Source organism: Allobosea sp., assembly GCF_035944895.1.
Lineage (GTDB): Bacteria > Pseudomonadota > Alphaproteobacteria > Rhizobiales > Beijerinckiaceae > Allobosea.
Genome location: NZ_DASZAT010000008.1, coordinates 815,722 through 832,649 on the forward strand (window position 1 = coordinate 815,722; position 16,928 = coordinate 832,649).

The following is a 16,928-nucleotide window of genomic DNA, read 5'->3' on the forward strand; positions in this document are numbered from 1 at the left end:
AATCAGGCGATCACGATGTCGATCAGGTTCGGGCCGGACGCAGCGAAGGCGGCGCGCAGGCGCGGGGCGAGGTCTTCGGGGCGCTCGACACGCTCGCCCGGCACGCCCTGTCCACCCGCCAATTGCGTGAAATGGATGCCCGGCAGTTCGGTTCCGGCGGGCTTGTCGTTCGGCGCGTAGCCGAAGACCGGTGCGAAATCCTGCAGCGCCGCATAGCGGCGATTGTTGAGGATCAGGAAGGTCATCGGCAGGTTGAGCTGCGCGGCGCTGTAGAGCGCCTGGATCGAATAGAGGCTGGAACCATCACCGATCAGCGCGATCACCCGCCCCGGCAGCTTCATCCGCTGGCGTGCCAGGGCGATGCCGACCGCCGCCGGCATGCTGTGGCCGAGCCCGCCGCTCGCCATGGTGTAGAAGCTGTCGGCGCCACTCATCGGCAGATAGGTCTGGATGGTCGAGCGGGTGCTCGGCGCCTCCTCGACGACGACGTCGTCGGCATGGCGCTCCCGGTCGATCACCGAGAGCGCATAGGCCGCCGACATCGGCACGCCGGGGGAGGGGACCGGCGGGACGGGGCGGGACAGCGCCGCCTCGCGCCCGGCGCCGGGTGCACTCGCGGCGAGCAGTGCCCGTACGCCCAGATCGAGGCTGGCGACGACGCTGTCGCCGACCGGCGCCCAGGCCGCCTGCTGCGGATCGTCGACGATTTGTGCGAGCTGTGCTCCTGGGGGGACATGCGGCCCGTTGCCCTCGACATGATAGGTGAAGGCAGGCGCGCCGAGCACGAGGATGAAGTCGTGCGGGGCGAGGCGCTCGACGATCTTCTCGCGCATTGCCGGCAGGAAGCCGCAGAACTGGGGATGGCGCTCGGGGAAGCCGCAGCGCGCGCACATCGGCGGGACATAGACCGAGGCCTGATGGCGCTCAGCGAGCGCGACGACATCGTCGACGGCCAGGTCGCGCGCGACGCCGGCGCCGACGACGAAGGCCGGCCGCTTGCTGGCGTTGAGGCGTTCGGCGATCGCCGCGATCGCGTCGGGCGCCGGCGCCAGCGCCTGGCTGACCCGGCGCGGCACGACGAACTCGCCCGGCTGGTCCCAGTCATCAGCCGGGATCGAGATGAAGACCGGGCCGCGCGGCGGCTGCATGGCGATGTGATAGGCGCGCGCCAGGGCAAGCGGCAGGTCGGCGCCGCGCGCCGGCTCGATCGCCCATTTGACGTAAGGCTTGGGCAATTCGGTCGCCTGCACCGAGGCAAGGAAAGGGTCGAAGGGCAGGATCGAGCGCGCCTGCTGGCCGGCGGTGATCAACAGCGGCGTCTGGTTCTTGAACGCCGTGAAGATGTTGCCCATGGCATGGCCGACGCCGGCGGCCGAATGCAGATTGACCAGCGCCGCATTGCGCGTCGCCTGGGCATAGCCGTCGGCCATCCCGACCACGACCGCTTCCTGCAGGCCGAGCACATAGCGGAAGTCCTCGGGGTACTCGCGGAACATCGGCAATTCGGTCGAGCCGGGATTGCCGAAGACCGTGTCGATCTTGAGCTGGCGCAGCAGGTCGAGCACGGCTTCGCGGACGCTCGGGCGGGCGGAGGATGATGTGCTGTCGGCTGGCATGCGCGTCCCTCGGATCGCAGGCACTGTGGCGGCATGCCCGCCATTGCTCAATTAGATGAAGCGACTAAGTATTATTCGCATGGCGAATATCGATACGATCGACCTGAACCTGCTGAGGCTGTTCGACGCGGTCTACCGCACCCGCAATGTCAGCCGCGCCGCCGAGGAGCTCGGGCTCTCGCAACCGGCGACGAGCCAGGCCCTGACGCGGCTGCGTCTCCTGCTGCGCGACCCGCTGTTCGAGCGCGTCGCCGGCGGCGTCAGGCCGACCGCCCGCTCCGAACGCCTCGCGCACTCCGTCCAGGCGGGCCTCGCGCTGCTGGAAGCCGGCCTCACCGAGGGCGAGAGCTTCGACCCCGCGACAACCGATGCCAAACTGCGCCTGCATCTCAGCGACATCGGCGAAGGCCGCTTCCTGCCGCCGCTGATGACGACCTTCCGCGAGATCGCGCCGAACCTGCGCATCACCGCGCGTGCCTGGCCGCATGAGGCGATTTCCGAGGCGCTGGACAATGGCCAGCTTCACTTCGCGCTGGGCTTCCTGCCGACCGTGGGCGGCACTGCGCATGCGGAGATGCTGAGCGACCGCTACCAGGTCTTCGTCCGCGCCGACCATCCGGTGACACGGCAAGTCGTCGATGGCGCCTTGAGCGCCGAAGCCATCGCGAAGCTCGACTTCGTCGCCGTGCGCTCGCACGCCCAGACGCAGCGTATGCTGGAGATGCTGCATCTCGACCCGCGCATCCGCCTGGTCGTCTCCAGCTTCATGGCGCTGCCGCCGATCATCCGCGCCACCGACCTCGCCGTGCTGATGCCGCGCCAGATCGGCCTGCACCTCGAGCCGCTCGGCGCCTTCGCGCTGCTCGAGCCGGCCCTGCCGCAGCGCGATTTCAGCGTCGCGCTGCACTGGAGCCGGCGTCATGCCCAGAACGCGATGCTGCGCTGGGCGCGGGAGGTCATCCTGGACCTGTTCCGGACCGGCGAGCGGTCCGATTAGGTCAGCGAGGCATCAGATAGGCTGCGTTCCGCGATAGCGTGCGAAGACGTTCTGTCGGCCGGACGAGAAGACGACGACGTCATACGTGTCGGGTGCCTGGCCCGGCACTTCCATGCCGGGCGAGCCGACCGGCATGCCGGCGACGGCGAGGCCGATCACCTTCGGCTTCTCGGCGAGCAGCCGCTTGATCGCCTGCGCCGGGACATGACCTTCCAGCACATAGCCGCCGATTTCGGCGGTGTGGCAGGAGGCGAGCGCATCGGGCACGCCGAGCTTCAGCTTGAGCGGCGCGACGTCCGCGACCTCGATTACCTCGACCGGGAAGCAGGCGGCCTGCACATGCTTGACCCAGTTGCCGCAGCAGCCGCAGTTCGGATCGCGCGTCACGACCATTTTAGGCAAGGCCTCGGCGGCACCCGTCGGGCGCGACAGCCCGAATGCGGCGGCGCCAAACAGCAGGCCGCGGCGGGAGAGGCTGAGCTCGTTCGCCATGTCCCGCCTCAACCGACCAGTTCCGCGCTCGGCGTGTAGCCGGCCGCGGTGATGGCCGACCTGATCGCGGCGATGTCAGCGCTGCCCTCGACGCTGACCAGCTTCGAGCCGGGGTCGGCGGTGACGGAGGTGCCTGGAATCTTGCCCTCGATCGCCTGCTTGATCGTGCCGGCGCAATGGCCGCAGGTCATGTCCTCGACGTGAAAGCTGATGGCCCCGCCGGGAGCGGGCGCCGCGGCCGAGGTGGTGGTCGAATGCTGCTGGCAGGAGCACATGGCGGCAAGGTCCTTCGTTTGACGATTGTCACACCCTGCACCTTCCAACGATGGTAAGGTCAAGCGCCTTTTGCACTTTTGTTGCCGGTGCCGACCACGCCGTGGGACTCATGCCGGATATGCGGCATGGGGCTGGCCGGGCGGCGCAAAGCCTGCATTGTTCGCGCGAGCGACGCCGCAGCCACGAACGCCCATGTCCGAGACGCAAGCCCCGCGGCCGACGCCGCTGCAGCTCTTCCTGATTTTCGCCCGCATCGGCCTGACCAGCTTCGGCGGCGGCCTCAGCGGCTGGATGCTCCGGGAGTTCGTGCAGCGCCGCCGCCTGCTGAGCGAGGAGGATTTCCTCAACGGCCTCTCGATCGCGCAGGCGCTGCCGGGCGTCAACGTCACCAATATGGCGATCTGGATCGGCTACAGGCTCGCCGGGCGGGCCGGCGCCGCTGCCTCCTGGCTCGGCATCATCGTTCCGGCCGCGATCGTTATCGTCCTGATCGGCAGCGCCTTCGCCTCGATCTCCGGCTATGAGCTCAGCCATGTCGCGCTCGACGGCGCGGCTGCTGCGGCGATTGGCCTGTCGCTGGCGATGGGGCTGACGGCGGCGCGGCGCGTGCCGCGGCGGGTCTTTCCGCTTGCCGTCATGGCCGCGACCTTCATCGCGGTCGTGGTGCTGCACTGGCCGCTGCTCTGGACGGTGCTGGGCATCGGCTCGCTCAGCGTCGCAGTCGCCTACCATCAGGCCTGAGGACGCGATGATGCCGCCCACCGCCTTCAGCATCCTCATCGTCTTCCTGCCGCTGTCGCTGGTCACGATCGGCGGCGGCCAGAGCGCGATCGCCGACATGCATCGCCAGATCGTCGACGTGAACCACTGGCTGACCGCCTCGCAATTCGTTGACGCCTTCGCCATCGCCCGCCTGGCGCCCGGCCCGGGCTCGCTGCTGGCGACGCTGATCGGCTGGCAGATCGCCGGGTTCTGGGGGGCGCTTGCCGCGACGGTCGGCATCTTCGGGCCGACCGCCGTGCTGATCTATGCCGTCACCAGCCTCTGGTCGCGCTATCAGGGCGCCCGCATCCTGACCGCGCTGGAAACCGGCCTCAGGCCGGTCGCAGCCGGGATGATCCTGGCGGCGAGCTATGTCCTGATCCAGGCGCTCGACGGCGGCTGGTTCGCGCGTGGCCTTGCGCTGGTCTCGACGGCGCTTCTGATGCTGACCCCGGTCAACCCGCTGCTGCTGATCGGAGCCGGGGCCGGCTGCTTCGTCGGCCTGCACATGCTGGCGTTGATCTAGAAGATCAGACGTTCCGACCTCACACGCCGTTCCTGACGGCGCGGAACTGGGCGATGAAAGCCTGCGGCTCCGGCAGCGAGGCCATGCGCGCGACCTCGCGGTCCTTGGGCGCTTTCGCCGCGAGCCCGGCGGTGCTGGTCGGGAAGAACTGGATCGCCGGGGTGCCCTCGATGCCGTAATGCTTGGCCAGCGCCTTCTCGGTCAGCTTGCTGCCATCGAAATCGGTGACCTCGCGGGCGCCGAGGATGTTGAGGTGCAATACCGCGAAATTGTCGCGGATATAGGATTCGATCGCGGGGTCGGCGAGATGGACCTCGTGCATGCGCCGGCAGGCCGGGCAATTGCGCAGCCCCCAGAGAATCACGAAGCGCTTGCCGCCCTGGCTCGCATTGGTCAGGTCGTCGGCAAGATCGAGGAAGCTTTCGAGATACCAGTCCTCCTGGTAGAGCCCGTCCTCGCCGAGCTTGGCCTTGGCCAGGGCCGGCGATGCCGCCATGGCCACCATCGTGCTCGCCAGCAGGCTGCGTCGTGTGATCATGGCATCGCCTCCGCACCGAGCCTCGGCGGGCTCTGGTATAAACATATGAATACGACTATGTTCGGCCGATGATTGCAAGCGGGCGATATCGCGCGGGGCTGGCGGCGGCGTTCACGTTGCCGCTATTGCTGTCGCTGCCGGCCTTTGCGGCTGAGCTCGTGATGTACACGCGCAATGGCTGCCCCTTCTGCGTCCGCTTCGAGCGCGAGGTCGCACCGGTCTATGCCAAGACGCCCGAAGGCAGGGCCGCGCCGCTGCGCCGGATCGACTTGCCGGCAGGCGGCGTCCGCGGCGAGGGTCTGCGCGAGCCGGTCATCGCGACGCCGACCTTCGTGCTGGTCGAGGATGGCCAGGAGGTCGGCCGCATCACCGGCTATCTCAACGACGACATGTTCTGGGGTTTGCTCGGGCGGCTGGTTGCTGTCATTGAGACTCCTCAGGTTCAACGATCAGGCGCACAGACCCAATGACCGCGATCGTCTCGAAAGCGCTCGAAACCGAACTGCGCGACGGCGCCGAGTTCTCGCCCGAGCTCGACCAGCTGATGCGCAAGGCCCGCAAGGCCAGCGATTTCCTCAAAGCCCTCTCGCATGAGAACCGGCTGCTGCTGCTCTGCCTGCTCGCCGAGCGGGAACGGACGGTGACCGAGCTCGAGAATCTGCTCTCGCTGCGCCAGCCCATGGTCTCGCAGCAGCTCGCGCGCCTGCGGCTCGACCAACTCGTCACCACCCGCCGCGACGGCAAGGCGATCTATTACAGCCTCGCCAGCGACGATGTCCGGCGTGTCATTGCCGTGATCTACGACATCTTCTGCAACCCGCCTGGACCCGAAGCCGGCAAATCGTGAGCAACCATAGCCGCCAGCGGCGACTGCCATGATCGAGCTGCCGGCCTGGGGCGCGGCACTGGCTGGTGTCGGCGTCGGCGCGATCTGCGGCTTCACCGTCCGTCGCGCCCGGCTCTGCTCCTTCGGAGCGGTCGAGGATGCCTGGATGGGCGGCGACACCCGCCGCTTGCGGATCTTCGGCCTTGCCCTGGCGATCGCGCTGATCGGCACGCAGGCGCTGATCGGGCTGCATCTGCTCGATCCTGCGAGTTCGACCTATGTGCAGCCGGCGCTGCCCTGGCTCTCGATCATCGTCGGAAGCACCTTGTTCGGGCTCGGCATGGCGCTGGTCGGCACCTGCGGCTTCGGCTCGCTGATCCGCCTCGGTTCCGGCGACCTGCGCAGCCTGATCGTGATGATGGTCTTCGGCGCGGTCGCCTATGCGACGCTGCGCGGCATGTTCGCGCCGATCCGGATCGAGGTGCTGGAGAAGGTCTACTGGCCGCTGCCCGGCGGCCTCAAGGGCGACCTCGCAGGGATTATGACCTATCTTGGCGCTCCCGCCGCGCGTCTTCTGATCACCGCAGCCGGCGCACTCGTCCTCATCGCCATCGTTGCCATCGATCCAAGGCTGCGACGCTCGCCTCGGCTGCTGCTGGCGGGTGCGACGCTCGGGCTTGCCGTCGTTGTCGGCTGGTGGGTGACGGGCGTTGCGGTCGACGCCTTCGCCACCGTGCCGCGGGCGCAGAGCCTGACCTTCGTCTCGCCGGTCGGGCGGGCGCTCTATGCCGTGCTGAGCGCGCCTGCCGCCTTGCTCGAATTCGGCATCGGCACGCTGGCCGGCGTCACGCTCGGCTCGTTCCTGTCGGCGCTCTATGATCGGGAGTTCCGCTGGGAAGCCTTCGACGACGACCGCGAGATGCGCCGCCATCTCCTCGGCGCCGTGCTGATGGGCGGTGGCGGCGTGCTCGCCGGCGGCTGCACGATCGGGCAGGGCATCTCGGCCGGCTCGATGCTGGCCCTGTCCTGGCCGCTGGCGATCGCCGGCATGATGATCGGCGCGCGAATCGGCATCGCCTTCCTGGTCGAAGGCTCGATCAGGGGGCTGTGGCAGCGCGGCTGATGGCTTGCGATCAGCCGGCCGCGACGAAGCGATAGGCCGTGCCCTGTCGCTCGACGCGCCCGACGGCGCCGGGCAGATGGTAGCCGATGATCTGCCCCTTCTCCTGGGCAAGCCGGTCGAGCAGCTTGCGCCGCGTTGCGACGGCGAGATCGGCGTCCTGGTCCGAGGCGGGCCGCCAGTCCGGCCGTGCGAACGAGACCAGCGGATGCGTCAGCGCATCGCCGAGCACCATGACCGGGCCGCCGGCCGCCTTGAAGGCGAAGGAGATATGGCCCGGCGTGTGGCCTGGCGTCGCCACCGCCTCGATCCCCGGCAGCCATTCGCGGCCGGGCTCGACCCGCTCGAGCTTGTCGCCGAGCTCCTTGGCGATGCGCTGCGCCCCGGCGGCGAAGGCGTGCCGGTCCTCGGGCAGCCCCGCATAGACCTTGGGATCGGTCCAGAACCTGATCTCGGGCGCGGCCACCAGCCAGCGCGCATTGGGAAAGAGCGGGCTGTCGAACTCGTCGAGCGCACCCCAGAAATGATCGGGATGGAGATGGGTGAAGAGCACATGCGTCACCGCATCGGGCTCGATTCCGGCGGCCTTCAGGCTCTCGGCGAGCTTGCCGGAGCCGGCCAGGAAGTTCGCGCCCGAGCCGCAATCGAACAGGATGACGTCCTTGCCGCGCTTCAGGCAGGTGACGTTGAGCACCGAGCGCGTCGGCCCGCTCTGCTTCGCCTCGGCAGCGAGCTCTGCCGGCGCGATATCGCGCGCCAGCATCGAGAGCGGCAGTTCGAAGCTGCCGTCGCTGAGGACGGTCAGCGTCTCATCGCCGGAGCCGAGCGTCGCCACGACCTGCGCCAGGGCCGGTGAGGCGAGGGCGCAGGCGCCGGCAGTGACGAACAGGCGACGCGTCAGCATGGGCTGCTCCGGCAAGGCTTACTTGTTCACCGGTGATTCCGGATCGAACAGATAGGCCATCACGTCCTTGATCTGCTGCTCGTCGAGCACCTTGTTGACGCCGAAGCGCGGCATGTTCGAGCAGGGCACCACCGCCATCGAATTGTAGATCTTGGTGTAGGCGTCCTTGATCGTCTCGGGATCGTATTTGCGGTCCTTGCCGTAGGCGGACAGGCTCGGGCCGAGCGTGCCGTAGCTGACCTCCTTCGGGTCGAGCTGGTGGCAGGCGAAGCAGTTGCCACCGGCGACCGTGCCCGGCGGATCGGAGAACTGGCCGCCGCGGCCGTTATTGGCGACCTGATAGCCCTTCTTCCAGTCGCCGAGGAATTTGCCGTCAGCGGGATAGACGACGCGGGCGCTCTCGCGCTTCAGCATCGCGTCGGATTCGGCCGAGGACGGGTTGTTGCGAGTCGTGTTGCAGACGGCGAGCGAGTCGTCCGGCTTGATCCTGGCCTGCCATTCGGCCGAGGCCTTGCCGAAGGTCGACTTCAGATAGGCGTCGATCACGGCCTGGGCCGGGCGCTCCTGGGCGCTGGCGGCCCCTGAGGCGAGCAGCAAGGCCGCGAGGGGAATGAATGTCCTGATCATCACGTTTCCCCTCAGCGCTTGATCGACGGAACTTTGATCTCGCCGCCTTCGGCCTGCTTCTGCAGGAAGACGGTGAGCGCGGTCAGGGCCTCGGAGCCGTATTCGGGCACCGGCCAGCGCTGCTGGCGATAGCAGTCCCAGAGCCGGTGCTGCATCGTCCGCAATGCGCTCTGCGAGACGCGATAGGTTGGCCAGGTGCCCATCGTCTCCTGCGCGGCCTTGCCCTTGGCCGAGAGATTGGGCAGGCCCTGCAGGCGGATGCGCTTGCCTTCCTCGGCATGGCAGGTGGCGCAGGAGAAGTCGTTGACGCCGCCGCGGGTGTAGAACAGCGCTTCGCCGACCGCCGCCATCTCCTTCTCCTTGGGATGGGAGAGCTGCGGCTGGATCTTCATCTCGCTCGACTTGTTGGCGATGAAGGCGACGAGGTCCTCCATGTCGGATGCCCGCGCCGGGCCGGAGAAGCGGCGCAGGACGACCTCCTTGGTGTCGAGCCCCTGCAGCTTGTCCATGCACCAGAGCAGACGCTGCTCGGTGTCCATCACCTTGTCGGCGTCGGCGAAATAGCGCGGCAGCTTGGCGAAGGCGCCCTCGAGCTTGCCCGGCCCCTCGCCGAGATCGCAGCCTTCCAGCGAGACGTTCTTGCTGCCGCGCTTCTCCGCCCACAGGCCCTCGCCGCGATCGACCGCGAGGAAGCCCGGATTCGAGAACGGATCGGAGAGCATCTGGCGATAGCGCTCGATCTCCTTCTCGCTGTCGTCCTGCGGCGGCGATTGCGCGGTCAGCGGCCCGGCCGCCATGATCATGACGGCCGCCAACGCGGCCGCTCCGAGGATCGGAAGCTTCATCCCTCGCCCTTTCGTTTCCTCTACAGCCGCTTATGCTGCGGCTTGGTCGCTGGCCCTCTCGGGGGCTTTACATTCACAAAAAACAATATCACGATACGTGCAAATGATTGGCGACCCGGCGCGGCGCCGTCAAGCCTTAAAACAAGACGAATTCCAGGGAGGAGCCCTCGCATGCAGACCCAACCGTCGACGCTGTCGCGCCGCGATGCGGTAAAGGCCGCCGCCTGGGCTCTCGCCGCCGCCGCGATCGCGCCGAAGCTCGCCTTCGCCGACGAGAAGGCGGTCGCTGCCGAGATCAAGAAGCTCTACGGCGACAAGCCGATGGCTTCCGGCAAGATCAAGCTCGACGTGCCCGAGATCGCCGAGAACGGACTGGTCGTGCCGATCAATGTCGAGATCGAGAGCCCGATGACCGAGGCCGACTACGTCAAGGCCGTGCACGTCTTCGCCGAAGGCAATCCGCTGCCGGGCGTCGTCAGCTACCAGTTCACCCCGGCCTGCGGAAAGGCCTCGGCAGCGACGCGCATGCGGCTCGCGCAGACGCAGGACATCATCTGCGTCGCCGAGATGTCGAACGGCGCTCTGCACACGGCCAAGGCCAACATCAAGGTCACGATCGGCGGCTGCGGCGGCTGACGCCGCGCCGACAACCGACCAGAACAAGGCGAGGAAACACCCATGACCACCAAGCCCACGCCGCGCGTGCGCGTTCCGGCCAAGGCCACCGCCGGCGAGATCATCGAGATCAAGACGCTGATCTCGCACGAGATGGAATCCGGTCAGCGCAAGGACGCCAAGGGCGAGACCATTCCGCGCAAGATCATCAACAAGTTCTCGGCGAGCTTCAACGGCAAGCCGGTCTTCTCGGCCGATTGGTTCTCGGCGATTTCAGCCAATCCCTACCAGTCCTTCTTCTTCAAGGCGACCGAATCGGGCGAATTCACCTTCACCTGGAAGGATGACGACGGCTCGGAATACACCTCGAAGAACAAGCTGACGGTCGGCTGAGCCTTTTTGAAATCGTATCGCCGCCGGCCTCCGGCGGCGCCTTTCGCCTTGCATTCCCTGGATCGCGATGTGCGCGCATCCAAAGGATGAGTCATGATCTCGAGACGAGACTTCCTGCAGGCGACGGCGGTCGCCGCGGCCTTGACGACCACCTCCGGCCTCGGCCCGCTCGGGCGCGCCGCGGCCCAGCAGAAGCTGTCGCAGGCCGATATCCTGCGCTTCGAGCCGCAGGGCCAGGTCACCATCCTGCATGTGGCCGATATCCACGCCCAGCTGATGCCGCTGCAGTTCCGCGAGCCCGCGGTCAATCTCGGCGTCGGCGAGGTCAAGGGCCTGCCGCCGCATCTGACCGACGCTGCCTTCCGCGAGCATTTCAAGATCGCGGCCGGCTCGGCCGACGCTTTCGCGCTGACCTCGGACGACTTCGTCTCGCTTGCCCGCAACTATGGCCGGATGGGCGGGCTCGACCGGATCGCGACGCTGGTCAAGGCAGTCAGGGCCGAGCGCGGCGACGACAAGGTCCTGCTGCTCGACGGCGGCGACACCTGGCAGGGCAGCTGGAGTTCGCTCCAGACCAAGGGCCAGGACATGGTCGACGTGATGTCGGCCCTGAAGCTCGACGCGATGACCTCGCACTGGGAGTTCACGCTCGGCGCCGAGCGAGTCAAGGAGATCGTCGAGGCCGCGCCCTTCGCCTTCCTCGCCCAGAACATCCGCGACAAGGAATGGAACGAGCCGGTCTTCCCGCCGCGCAAGGTCTTCGAGAAGGGCGGCGTCAAGGTCGCGGTGATCGGCCAGGCGCTGCCGCGCACCGCCGTCGCCAATCCGCGCTGGATGTTCCCGGATTGGGAATTCGGCATCCGCGAGGAGGAAATCCAGAAGCAGGTCGAGGAAGCCCGTGCCGAGGGCGCCGCGATCGTCGTGCTGCTCTCGCATGACGGTTTCGATGTCGACCGCAAGCTGGCGAGCCGGGTCAAGGGCATCGACGTCATCCTGACCGCCCATACCCATGACGCCATGCCGGGGCTTATCCGCGTCGGGCAGACTGCCCTCGTCGCCTCCGGCTCGCATGGCAAGTTCGTTTCGCGGCTCGACATCGCGGTGAAGGACGGCAAGGTCGCCGATATCCGCTTCAAGCTGATGCCGGTCTTCGCCGATGCGATCGCCCCTGATGCGGAGATGGCGGCGCTGGTGACCAAGTTGCGTGCACCCTATGCCGCCGAACTGGCGAAGGAGATCGGCCGCACCGACTCGCTGCTCTACCGGCGCGGCAATTTCAACGGCACCTTCGACGACCTGATCTGCGGCGCCATGCTGAGCCAGCGCGACGCCGAGATCGCGCTCTCGCCCGGCTTCCGCTGGGGCGGTTCGCTGTTGCCGGGCGAGGCGGTCACCTGGGAGGCGATCACCAACGCGACCGCGATCACCTATCCGAACTGCTACCGGATGGAGATGACCGGCGCGCAGCTCAAGGAGATCCTCGAGGACGTCGCCGACAACATCTTTCACCCCGACCCCTATTTCCAGGGCGGCGGCGACATGGTCCGCATCGGCGGCATGGGCTACGCCATCGATGTCGGCAAGCCGATGGGCAGCCGCATCTCCGGCCTGACCCATCTCAAATCCGGCAAGCCGATCGACGCCTCCCGCAAATATGTCGTCGCCGGCTGGGCCAGCGTCAACGAGGGCACGCAGGGGCCGCCGATCTGGGACGTGGTCCGCGACCATGTCGCCGCGGCCAAGACCATCACCATCAAGCCGAACGATGCCGTGAAGGTGAGCGGGGCATGAGCGCCTCCGCCATCACGCTCGTCAAAGAGCAAGGAGACGAGGCATGACCTCTCCCGCAAAGCCCGATCCGCTCAGCCGCCGCCGCTTCCTCGGCGGGGCCGCGGTCGCCGGAGCCGGCCTCGCCGGCACCGGGCTCGCCCGCGCCGAAACGGCCAAGCCCGATCCGCTGATCACCGAGGTCCAGGACTGGAGCCGCTATCTCGGCGAGGGCGTCGACAAGCGGCCCTATGGCACGCCGTCGCGCTTCGAGAAGAACGTGATCCGCCGCGATGTCTCCTGGCTGACGGCCTCGCCCGAATCCTCGGTCAACTTCACGCCGCTGCACGAGCTGGATGGGATCATCACCCCGTCCGGCCTCTGCTTCGAGCGCCATCACGGCGGCATCGCCGACATCGACCCGGCCAATCACCGCCTGATGATCCATGGCCTCGTCGACAAGCCGCTGGTCTTCACCATGGAAGACATCAGGCGGATGCCGCGGCAGAACCGCATCCACTTCCTCGAATGCGCGGCGAATTCCGGCATGGAGTGGCGAGGCGCGCAGCTCAATGGCTGCCAGTTCACCCACGGCATGGTCCACAACGTCATGTATACCGGCGTGCCGCTGAAGCTGCTGCTGGCCGAGGCCGGGGTGAAGACCAACGCGAAGTGGCTGATGCTGGAGGGGGCCGATTCCTCCGGCATGAACCGCTCGCTGCCGATCGAGAAGGCGCTCGACGACGTGCTGATCGCCTTCGCCATGAACGGCGAGGCATTGCGGCCCGAGCAGGGCTATCCCTTGCGCGCCGTCATCCCCGGCTGGGAGGGCAATCTCTGGGTCAAATGGCTCAGGCGCATCGAGGTCGGCGACCAGCCCTGGCAGGCGCGTGAGGAGACCTCGAAATACACCGACCTCCTGGCCGATGGCCGCTCGCGTCGCTTCACCTTCTTCATGGACGCCAAATCGGTGGTGACCAACCCATCTCCGCAGGCACCGTTGAAGCAGAAAGGTCGCAACGTCCTCTCCGGCCTCGCCTGGTCGGGGCGCGGCACGATCAAACGCGTCGACGTCACCCTCGACGGCGGCAAGAACTGGCAGCACGCCAGGATCGACGGACCGGTGCTCGATAAGTCGCTGACCCGCTTCTATGTCGATTTCGACTGGACCGGGCAGGACCTGCTGATCCAGTCGCGCGCCATGGATTCGACCGGCTATCTCCAGCCGACCAAGGAGGAGCTGCGCAAGATCCGCGGCACCAACTCGATCTACCACAACAACGGCATCCAGACCTGGCATGTGAAGGCGAACGGGGAGACCGAAAATGTCGAGATCGGTTAATCCCGTCCTGCTCGCGGGGCTAGCGGCGATCGCCGTGCTGGCCGCGGCGCCGCTGATCGCCCAGACCAAGCCGGCAGCCAAGCAGGCTCAAGCGCATCCGCCCGCCAAGGCTGCCCAGGCTCCAGCGCCGGCGGCCAAGCTCGGCCTCGGCCGCGAGGCGCTGCCGGAGGAGATCAAGGCCTGGGACATCTCGGTCCGCCCCGACGGCAAGGGCCTGCCGCCCGGCAAGGGCACGGTCAAGCAGGGCGACGAGATCTTCCAGGCGCAATGCGCCAGTTGCCATGGCGAATTCGGCCAGGGCAACAATCGCTGGCCGGTGCTGGCCGGCGGCATGGGCTCGCTGAAATCCGACAGGCCTGAGAAGACGATCGGTTCGTTCTGGCCCGATCTCTCGACGGTGTTCGACTATGTCCGCCGCGCCATGCCCTATGGCAACGCCCAGTCGCTGTCGCCGGACGAGCTCTACGCCGTCACCGCCTATTTGCTCTACCTCAACGACATCGTGAAGGACGAGGACTTCGAACTGTCCGATAAGAACTTTACCAGTGTGAAGCTGCCGAACGCGGCCGCCTTCTACGACGACGACCGCGAAACCACGGAGAAGGCCTTCTGGGGCAAGGAGCCGTGCATGACCAACTGCAAGCCGGAGGTGAAGATCACCGGACGGGCGGTGATCCTCGACGTCACCCCGGATTCCAAGACGGCGCCGAAGGTCGACTGATGCGAGGAGCCGGCGCCGTCCGTCTCGCGGTGTTCGGCTTCGTCCTGGCCTGCGTCCCGGCGAACGCCGCCGGGGACAGGGCGCTGGGGGAATATCTCTCCGCCGAATGCACCAGCTGCCACCAGAGCAGCGGCAAGCAGGTCGGCGGCATTCCGGCAATCGTCGGCCATCCGGCCGAGCAGTTCGTCGCGCTGATGAACGCCTATCGGCAGCGCCAGCGCGACAATCAGGTGATGCAGGCGGTGGCCGGCAAGCTCTCCAGCGAGGAGATCGCCGCGCTGGCCGCTTACTATGAAGGTCTGAAGCCCAATCCGTAGCCGGGCATATGGCCCGAGCCGAGGAGGTCATGATGTCGGAGGAAACCCAGCAGGCTTCGCGCCGGGCGCTGATGCTGGCGGCGGCCAGCGGGGTCGTCGCGGTCGCAGCGCCAGCGCTCGCCGCGCCCCGGCAGACGGCGCTCGCCGACCTCAAGAAGGAGGCCGATATCGCCTGCCTCTATCATTGCGATTTCGGCGATCCGCAGCGCTTCATCCAGATGCTGCAGAACATCGCCAACCACTATTCCGCCTATGGCGCCGATCCGTTCGCACTGCAGCTCGCCATCGTCGCGCATGGCGCCGGCGTGAAGTTCTTCCTGGAGAACCTCGACGGCACGAGCTGGAGCGAGGAGGCCGCCGCGATCCCGAAGATCTTCGAGCGGGTCGAGGATGTCGCCAAGAACGGGCTGAAGGTCCATCTCTGCGAGATCACCTTCTCCCGGCTGAAGATCGACAAGAGCAAGGCGCGCAAGGCCGAGTTCGTCAGCTTCGTGCCCTCCGGCGTCGCCGCCGTCGCCGCGATGCAGGCTAAGGGTTTTGCTTATTTGAAGGTCGGATAGGGCCCGCAAGAGGACTGCGCGAAGGATGGGAAGGGGAGAGGAAAGCATGTCGACCAGCCGCCGCACATTCCTGACCGGGTTCGCTGCTGCAGGCAGCTTCGCCATCGCCTCGCCGGCCGTGCTCGGCCAGAGCAAGCCGCGCGTCGTGGTGATCGGCGGTGGCGCCGGCGGCGCGACCGCGGCTCGGTACATCGCCAAGGATTCGAACGGCGCCATCGCCGTGACGCTGGTCGAGGAGAATGAGGTCTACCAGACCTGCTTTCACTCCAACCTCTTCATCGGCGGCTTCAAGTCCTATGAGGAGATCAGCCATCGCTATGACGCGCTGGCGAAGAACCATGGCATCACGCTGGCCCGCGCCCGCGCCACCCAGATCGACCGCGACAAGAAGGAGGTCGTGCTCTCGACCGGTGATCGCCTGCCTTATGACCGGCTCGTCGTCTCGCCAGGCATCGACCTGAAATACGATTCCGTCCCTGGCTGGTCGAAGGAGGTCGAGGAGGCCATGCCGCATGGCTGGAAGCCCGGCCGGCAGACGCAATTGATCAGGCAGAAGCTCGAGGCGGTGCCAAATGGCGGTACGATCCTGATGATCGCCCCGCCCAACCCCTATCGCTGCCCGCCCGGCCCCTATGAGCGGGCATCGATGTTCGCCCATGTGCTCAAGGCGACCGGCCGGCGCGACTGTAAGATCTTCATCCTCGATCCGAAGGACAGCTTCTCGAAGCAGGGCGTCTTCCAGGAGGGCTGGGAGAAGCATTACGGCGCCATGATCGAATGGCTTGGGCCGAAGGTGCATGACGGCATCAAGTCGGTCGACCCCAAGACCAACACCGTCGTCACCGGCTTCGAGACCTACAAGGACTGCGCCTTCGTCAACGTCGTCCCGGCACAGATGGCCGGCGAGATCGCCCGCTCGGCGGGCCTGGCGCCGGCTGGCGGCTACTGCACCATCGACCCCGCCTCGATGAAATCGGTCGCCGATCCCAACATCTTCGTGCTCGGCGATGCCTGCATCGGCGGCGACATGCCCAAATCCGCCTTCTCCGCCAACAGCCAGGCCAAGGTCGCGGCGATGGTGATCCGCGGCGAGCTCGCTGGCGGTCGCACCTTCCCGGCGCGCTACATCAACACCTGCTGGTCGCTGATCGAGACCGAAGACACCATCAAGGTGGGCGGCCGCTACGAGCCCAAGGACGGCAAGATCGCGGCAGCCGAGACCTTCGTCTCGCAGCCCCGCGAAAGCGCCGAACTGCGCAAGGAAAACCAGGCCGAGAACATCGGCTGGTACGCGGCGATCACCGCCGACATGTTCAGCTGAATCCAGTCACCGCGTGGCCGCCTCGGGAGGCCGCGCCGAGCATTCCTTCCTCACCAGGGTCCCAAACGCATGAAACTGCCTGCCGTCGCTGCTGCCTTTGCTGCCGCTTTCCTCGCCACCAGCGCCCAGGCGCAGGACGTCTCGGCCGGCGAGCGTTCGTGGAACAAGTGCCGGGCCTGCCACCAGATCGGCGAAGGCGCCAAGAACCTGGTCGGTCCGCAGCTCAACGGGCTGTTCGGCCGCCATACCGGCGAGGTCGAGGGCTACAGCTATTCGACCGCCAACAAGGGCGCCAACATCACCTGGGACGAGGCGGTCTTCGCCGAATACATTCGGGATCCCAAGGCCAAGATCCCCGGCACC

22 protein-coding genes are annotated in these 16,928 nt (G+C 67.0%); 15 read left to right on the forward strand and 7 right to left on the reverse strand.

Annotated features, from left to right (window positions below):
- Positions 1-2 precede the first annotated feature (2 nt).
- Positions 3-1,616 (reverse strand): benzoylformate decarboxylase, encoded by a 1,614-nt coding sequence (gene mdlC, locus VGV58_RS15430; RefSeq protein ID WP_326874886.1) that lies wholly within the window; start codon positions 1,614-1,616, stop codon positions 3-5.
- Positions 1,617-1,695: 79 nt separating this feature from the next.
- Between mdlC and VGV58_RS15435 the strand changes: the two genes are divergently transcribed.
- Positions 1,696-2,613, forward strand: a complete 918-nt coding sequence (locus VGV58_RS15435) for a LysR family transcriptional regulator (protein WP_326874887.1) — start codon at positions 1,696-1,698, stop codon at positions 2,611-2,613.
- A 12-nt stretch (positions 2,614-2,625) separates the two neighbouring features.
- On the opposite strand, the gene VGV58_RS15440 is transcribed toward VGV58_RS15435, so the two are convergent.
- Together VGV58_RS15440 and VGV58_RS15445 are read right to left on the reverse strand one after the other, a co-directional pair.
- On the reverse strand, positions 2,626-3,105 hold the full coding sequence (locus VGV58_RS15440) for a DUF411 domain-containing protein (protein WP_326874888.1): 480 nt from the start codon (positions 3,103-3,105) through the stop codon (positions 2,626-2,628).
- 8 nt (positions 3,106-3,113) lie between these two features.
- A complete protein-coding gene (locus tag VGV58_RS15445) occupies positions 3,114-3,380 on the reverse strand; it encodes a heavy-metal-associated domain-containing protein (protein ID WP_326874889.1) in 267 nt (88 codons plus the stop codon).
- A 193-nt stretch (positions 3,381-3,573) separates the two neighbouring features.
- Here VGV58_RS15445 and VGV58_RS15450 point away from each other — a divergent pair, with 193 nt between their 5' ends.
- Positions 3,574-4,122 (forward strand): chromate transporter, encoded by a 549-nt coding sequence (locus VGV58_RS15450; protein WP_326874890.1) that lies wholly within the window; start codon positions 3,574-3,576, stop codon positions 4,120-4,122.
- Between the two features lie 7 nt (positions 4,123-4,129).
- Entirely contained in the window at positions 4,130-4,669 is a 540-nt protein-coding gene (locus tag VGV58_RS15455; protein WP_326874891.1) for a chromate transporter, read from the forward strand.
- Positions 4,670-4,688: 19 nt separating this feature from the next.
- Here VGV58_RS15455 and VGV58_RS15460 read toward each other — a convergent pair whose 3' ends face one another.
- Positions 4,689-5,207, reverse strand: coding sequence for a thioredoxin family protein (locus VGV58_RS15460; protein ID WP_326874892.1), 519 nt, complete (start codon positions 5,205-5,207; stop codon positions 4,689-4,691).
- A 161-nt stretch (positions 5,208-5,368) separates the two neighbouring features.
- Here VGV58_RS15460 and VGV58_RS15465 point away from each other — a divergent pair, with 161 nt between their 5' ends.
- The 3 genes from VGV58_RS15465 to VGV58_RS15475 are packed head-to-tail and all read left to right on the forward strand — an operon-like array spanning position 5,369 to position 7,156.
- Positions 5,369-5,677, forward strand: coding sequence for a thioredoxin domain-containing protein (locus tag VGV58_RS15465; RefSeq protein ID WP_326874893.1), 309 nt, complete (start codon positions 5,369-5,371; stop codon positions 5,675-5,677).
- Positions 5,674-6,054: an ArsR/SmtB family transcription factor gene (locus tag VGV58_RS15470; protein WP_091837552.1), complete on the forward strand. Its 381-nt coding sequence runs from the start codon at positions 5,674-5,676 to the stop codon at positions 6,052-6,054. Before VGV58_RS15465 ends, VGV58_RS15470 begins: the two co-directional genes overlap by 4 nt.
- Before the next feature lie 28 nt (positions 6,055-6,082).
- Positions 6,083-7,156, forward strand: coding sequence for a YeeE/YedE family protein (locus VGV58_RS15475; RefSeq protein WP_326874894.1), 1,074 nt, complete (start codon positions 6,083-6,085; stop codon positions 7,154-7,156).
- Positions 7,157-7,166: 10 nt separating this feature from the next.
- Here the strand turns inward: VGV58_RS15475 and VGV58_RS15480 are convergent, their stop codons facing one another.
- From VGV58_RS15480 to soxA, 3 genes are read right to left on the reverse strand one after another with little or no spacing between them, the layout of a single operon-like run.
- Complete coding sequence (locus VGV58_RS15480) at positions 7,167-8,057, reverse strand: MBL fold metallo-hydrolase (protein ID WP_326874895.1); 891 nt, start codon at positions 8,055-8,057, stop codon at positions 7,167-7,169.
- A gap of 18 nt (positions 8,058-8,075) precedes the next feature.
- Entirely contained in the window at positions 8,076-8,684 is a 609-nt protein-coding gene (gene soxX, locus VGV58_RS15485; protein WP_326874896.1) for a sulfur oxidation c-type cytochrome SoxX, read from the reverse strand.
- A gap of 11 nt (positions 8,685-8,695) precedes the next feature.
- A complete protein-coding gene (gene soxA, locus VGV58_RS15490; RefSeq protein ID WP_414643986.1) occupies positions 8,696-9,487 on the reverse strand; it encodes a sulfur oxidation c-type cytochrome SoxA in 792 nt (263 codons plus the stop codon).
- Between the two features lie 213 nt (positions 9,488-9,700).
- On the opposite strand from soxA, the gene soxY reads away from it, so the two are divergent.
- From soxY to VGV58_RS15535, 9 genes are all read left to right on the forward strand, one after another.
- Positions 9,701-10,165, forward strand: a complete 465-nt coding sequence (gene soxY / locus VGV58_RS15495) for a thiosulfate oxidation carrier protein SoxY (protein WP_326874898.1) — start codon at positions 9,701-9,703, stop codon at positions 10,163-10,165.
- Positions 10,166-10,207: 42 nt separating this feature from the next.
- Positions 10,208-10,537: a thiosulfate oxidation carrier complex protein SoxZ gene (soxZ, locus tag VGV58_RS15500; RefSeq protein WP_091837539.1), complete on the forward strand. Its 330-nt coding sequence runs from the start codon at positions 10,208-10,210 to the stop codon at positions 10,535-10,537.
- 93 nt (positions 10,538-10,630) lie between these two features.
- The gene (soxB, locus tag VGV58_RS15505; RefSeq protein WP_326874899.1) at positions 10,631-12,328 is read left to right on the forward strand and encodes a thiosulfohydrolase SoxB; all 1,698 of its coding nucleotides are present in this window, start codon (positions 10,631-10,633) and stop codon (positions 12,326-12,328) included.
- A 43-nt stretch (positions 12,329-12,371) separates the two neighbouring features.
- Positions 12,372-13,646 (forward strand): sulfite dehydrogenase, encoded by a 1,275-nt coding sequence (soxC, locus tag VGV58_RS15510; RefSeq protein ID WP_326874900.1) that lies wholly within the window; start codon positions 12,372-12,374, stop codon positions 13,644-13,646.
- Positions 13,630-14,367: a c-type cytochrome gene (locus VGV58_RS15515; protein WP_326874901.1), complete on the forward strand. Its 738-nt coding sequence runs from the start codon at positions 13,630-13,632 to the stop codon at positions 14,365-14,367. The genes soxC and VGV58_RS15515 overlap by 17 nt, the downstream gene beginning before the upstream one ends.
- Complete coding sequence (locus VGV58_RS15520; protein WP_326874902.1) at positions 14,367-14,684, forward strand: c-type cytochrome; 318 nt, start codon at positions 14,367-14,369, stop codon at positions 14,682-14,684. The genes VGV58_RS15515 and VGV58_RS15520 overlap by 1 nt, the downstream gene beginning before the upstream one ends.
- Before the next feature lie 32 nt (positions 14,685-14,716).
- On the forward strand, positions 14,717-15,244 hold the full coding sequence (locus tag VGV58_RS15525) for a DsrE family protein (RefSeq protein WP_326874903.1): 528 nt from the start codon (positions 14,717-14,719) through the stop codon (positions 15,242-15,244).
- A gap of 46 nt (positions 15,245-15,290) precedes the next feature.
- A complete protein-coding gene (locus VGV58_RS15530; protein ID WP_326874904.1) occupies positions 15,291-16,565 on the forward strand; it encodes an FCSD flavin-binding domain-containing protein in 1,275 nt (424 codons plus the stop codon).
- 69 nt (positions 16,566-16,634) lie between these two features.
- A partial coding sequence (locus VGV58_RS15535; RefSeq protein WP_326874905.1) for a c-type cytochrome occupies positions 16,635-16,928 on the forward strand: 294 nt, incomplete at its 3' end.

Bases quoted from the DNA above. Each gene is read 5' to 3' on its own strand.
- VGV58_RS15515 (WP_326874901.1), top strand. From the start codon at position 13,630: ATGTCGAGATCGGTTAATCCCGTCCTGCTCGCGGGGCTAGCGGCGATC.
- VGV58_RS15470 (WP_091837552.1), top strand. From the start codon at position 5,674: ATGACCGCGATCGTCTCGAAAGCGCTCGAAACCGAACTGCGCGACGGC.
- VGV58_RS15480 (WP_326874895.1), bottom strand. From the start codon at position 8,057: ATGCTGACGCGTCGCCTGTTCGTCACTGCCGGCGCCTGCGCCCTCGCC.
- soxC (WP_326874900.1), top strand. From the start codon at position 12,372: ATGACCTCTCCCGCAAAGCCCGATCCGCTCAGCCGCCGCCGCTTCCTC.
- VGV58_RS15460 (WP_326874892.1), bottom strand. From the start codon at position 5,207: ATGATCACACGACGCAGCCTGCTGGCGAGCACGATGGTGGCCATGGCG.
- VGV58_RS15440 (WP_326874888.1), bottom strand. From the start codon at position 3,105: ATGGCGAACGAGCTCAGCCTCTCCCGCCGCGGCCTGCTGTTTGGCGCC.
- mdlC (WP_326874886.1), bottom strand. From the start codon at position 1,616: ATGCCAGCCGACAGCACATCATCCTCCGCCCGCCCGAGCGTCCGCGAA.
- VGV58_RS15465 (WP_326874893.1), top strand. From the start codon at position 5,369: ATGTACACGCGCAATGGCTGCCCCTTCTGCGTCCGCTTCGAGCGCGAG.
- VGV58_RS15450 (WP_326874890.1), top strand. From the start codon at position 3,574: ATGTCCGAGACGCAAGCCCCGCGGCCGACGCCGCTGCAGCTCTTCCTG.
- soxY (WP_326874898.1), top strand. From the start codon at position 9,701: ATGCAGACCCAACCGTCGACGCTGTCGCGCCGCGATGCGGTAAAGGCC.
- soxA (WP_414643986.1), bottom strand. From the start codon at position 9,487: ATGATCATGGCGGCCGGGCCGCTGACCGCGCAATCGCCGCCGCAGGAC.
- VGV58_RS15530 (WP_326874904.1), top strand. From the start codon at position 15,291: ATGTCGACCAGCCGCCGCACATTCCTGACCGGGTTCGCTGCTGCAGGC.
- VGV58_RS15455 (WP_326874891.1), top strand. From the start codon at position 4,130: ATGATGCCGCCCACCGCCTTCAGCATCCTCATCGTCTTCCTGCCGCTG.
- VGV58_RS15525 (WP_326874903.1), top strand. From the start codon at position 14,717: ATGTCGGAGGAAACCCAGCAGGCTTCGCGCCGGGCGCTGATGCTGGCG.
- VGV58_RS15435 (WP_326874887.1), top strand. From the start codon at position 1,696: ATGGCGAATATCGATACGATCGACCTGAACCTGCTGAGGCTGTTCGAC.
- soxX (WP_326874896.1), bottom strand. From the start codon at position 8,684: ATGATCAGGACATTCATTCCCCTCGCGGCCTTGCTGCTCGCCTCAGGG.
- VGV58_RS15445 (WP_326874889.1), bottom strand. From the start codon at position 3,380: ATGTGCTCCTGCCAGCAGCATTCGACCACCACCTCGGCCGCGGCGCCC.
- soxZ (WP_091837539.1), top strand. From the start codon at position 10,208: ATGACCACCAAGCCCACGCCGCGCGTGCGCGTTCCGGCCAAGGCCACC.
- VGV58_RS15520 (WP_326874902.1), top strand. From the start codon at position 14,367: ATGCGAGGAGCCGGCGCCGTCCGTCTCGCGGTGTTCGGCTTCGTCCTG.
- VGV58_RS15475 (WP_326874894.1), top strand. From the start codon at position 6,083: ATGATCGAGCTGCCGGCCTGGGGCGCGGCACTGGCTGGTGTCGGCGTC.
- soxB (WP_326874899.1), top strand. From the start codon at position 10,631: ATGATCTCGAGACGAGACTTCCTGCAGGCGACGGCGGTCGCCGCGGCC.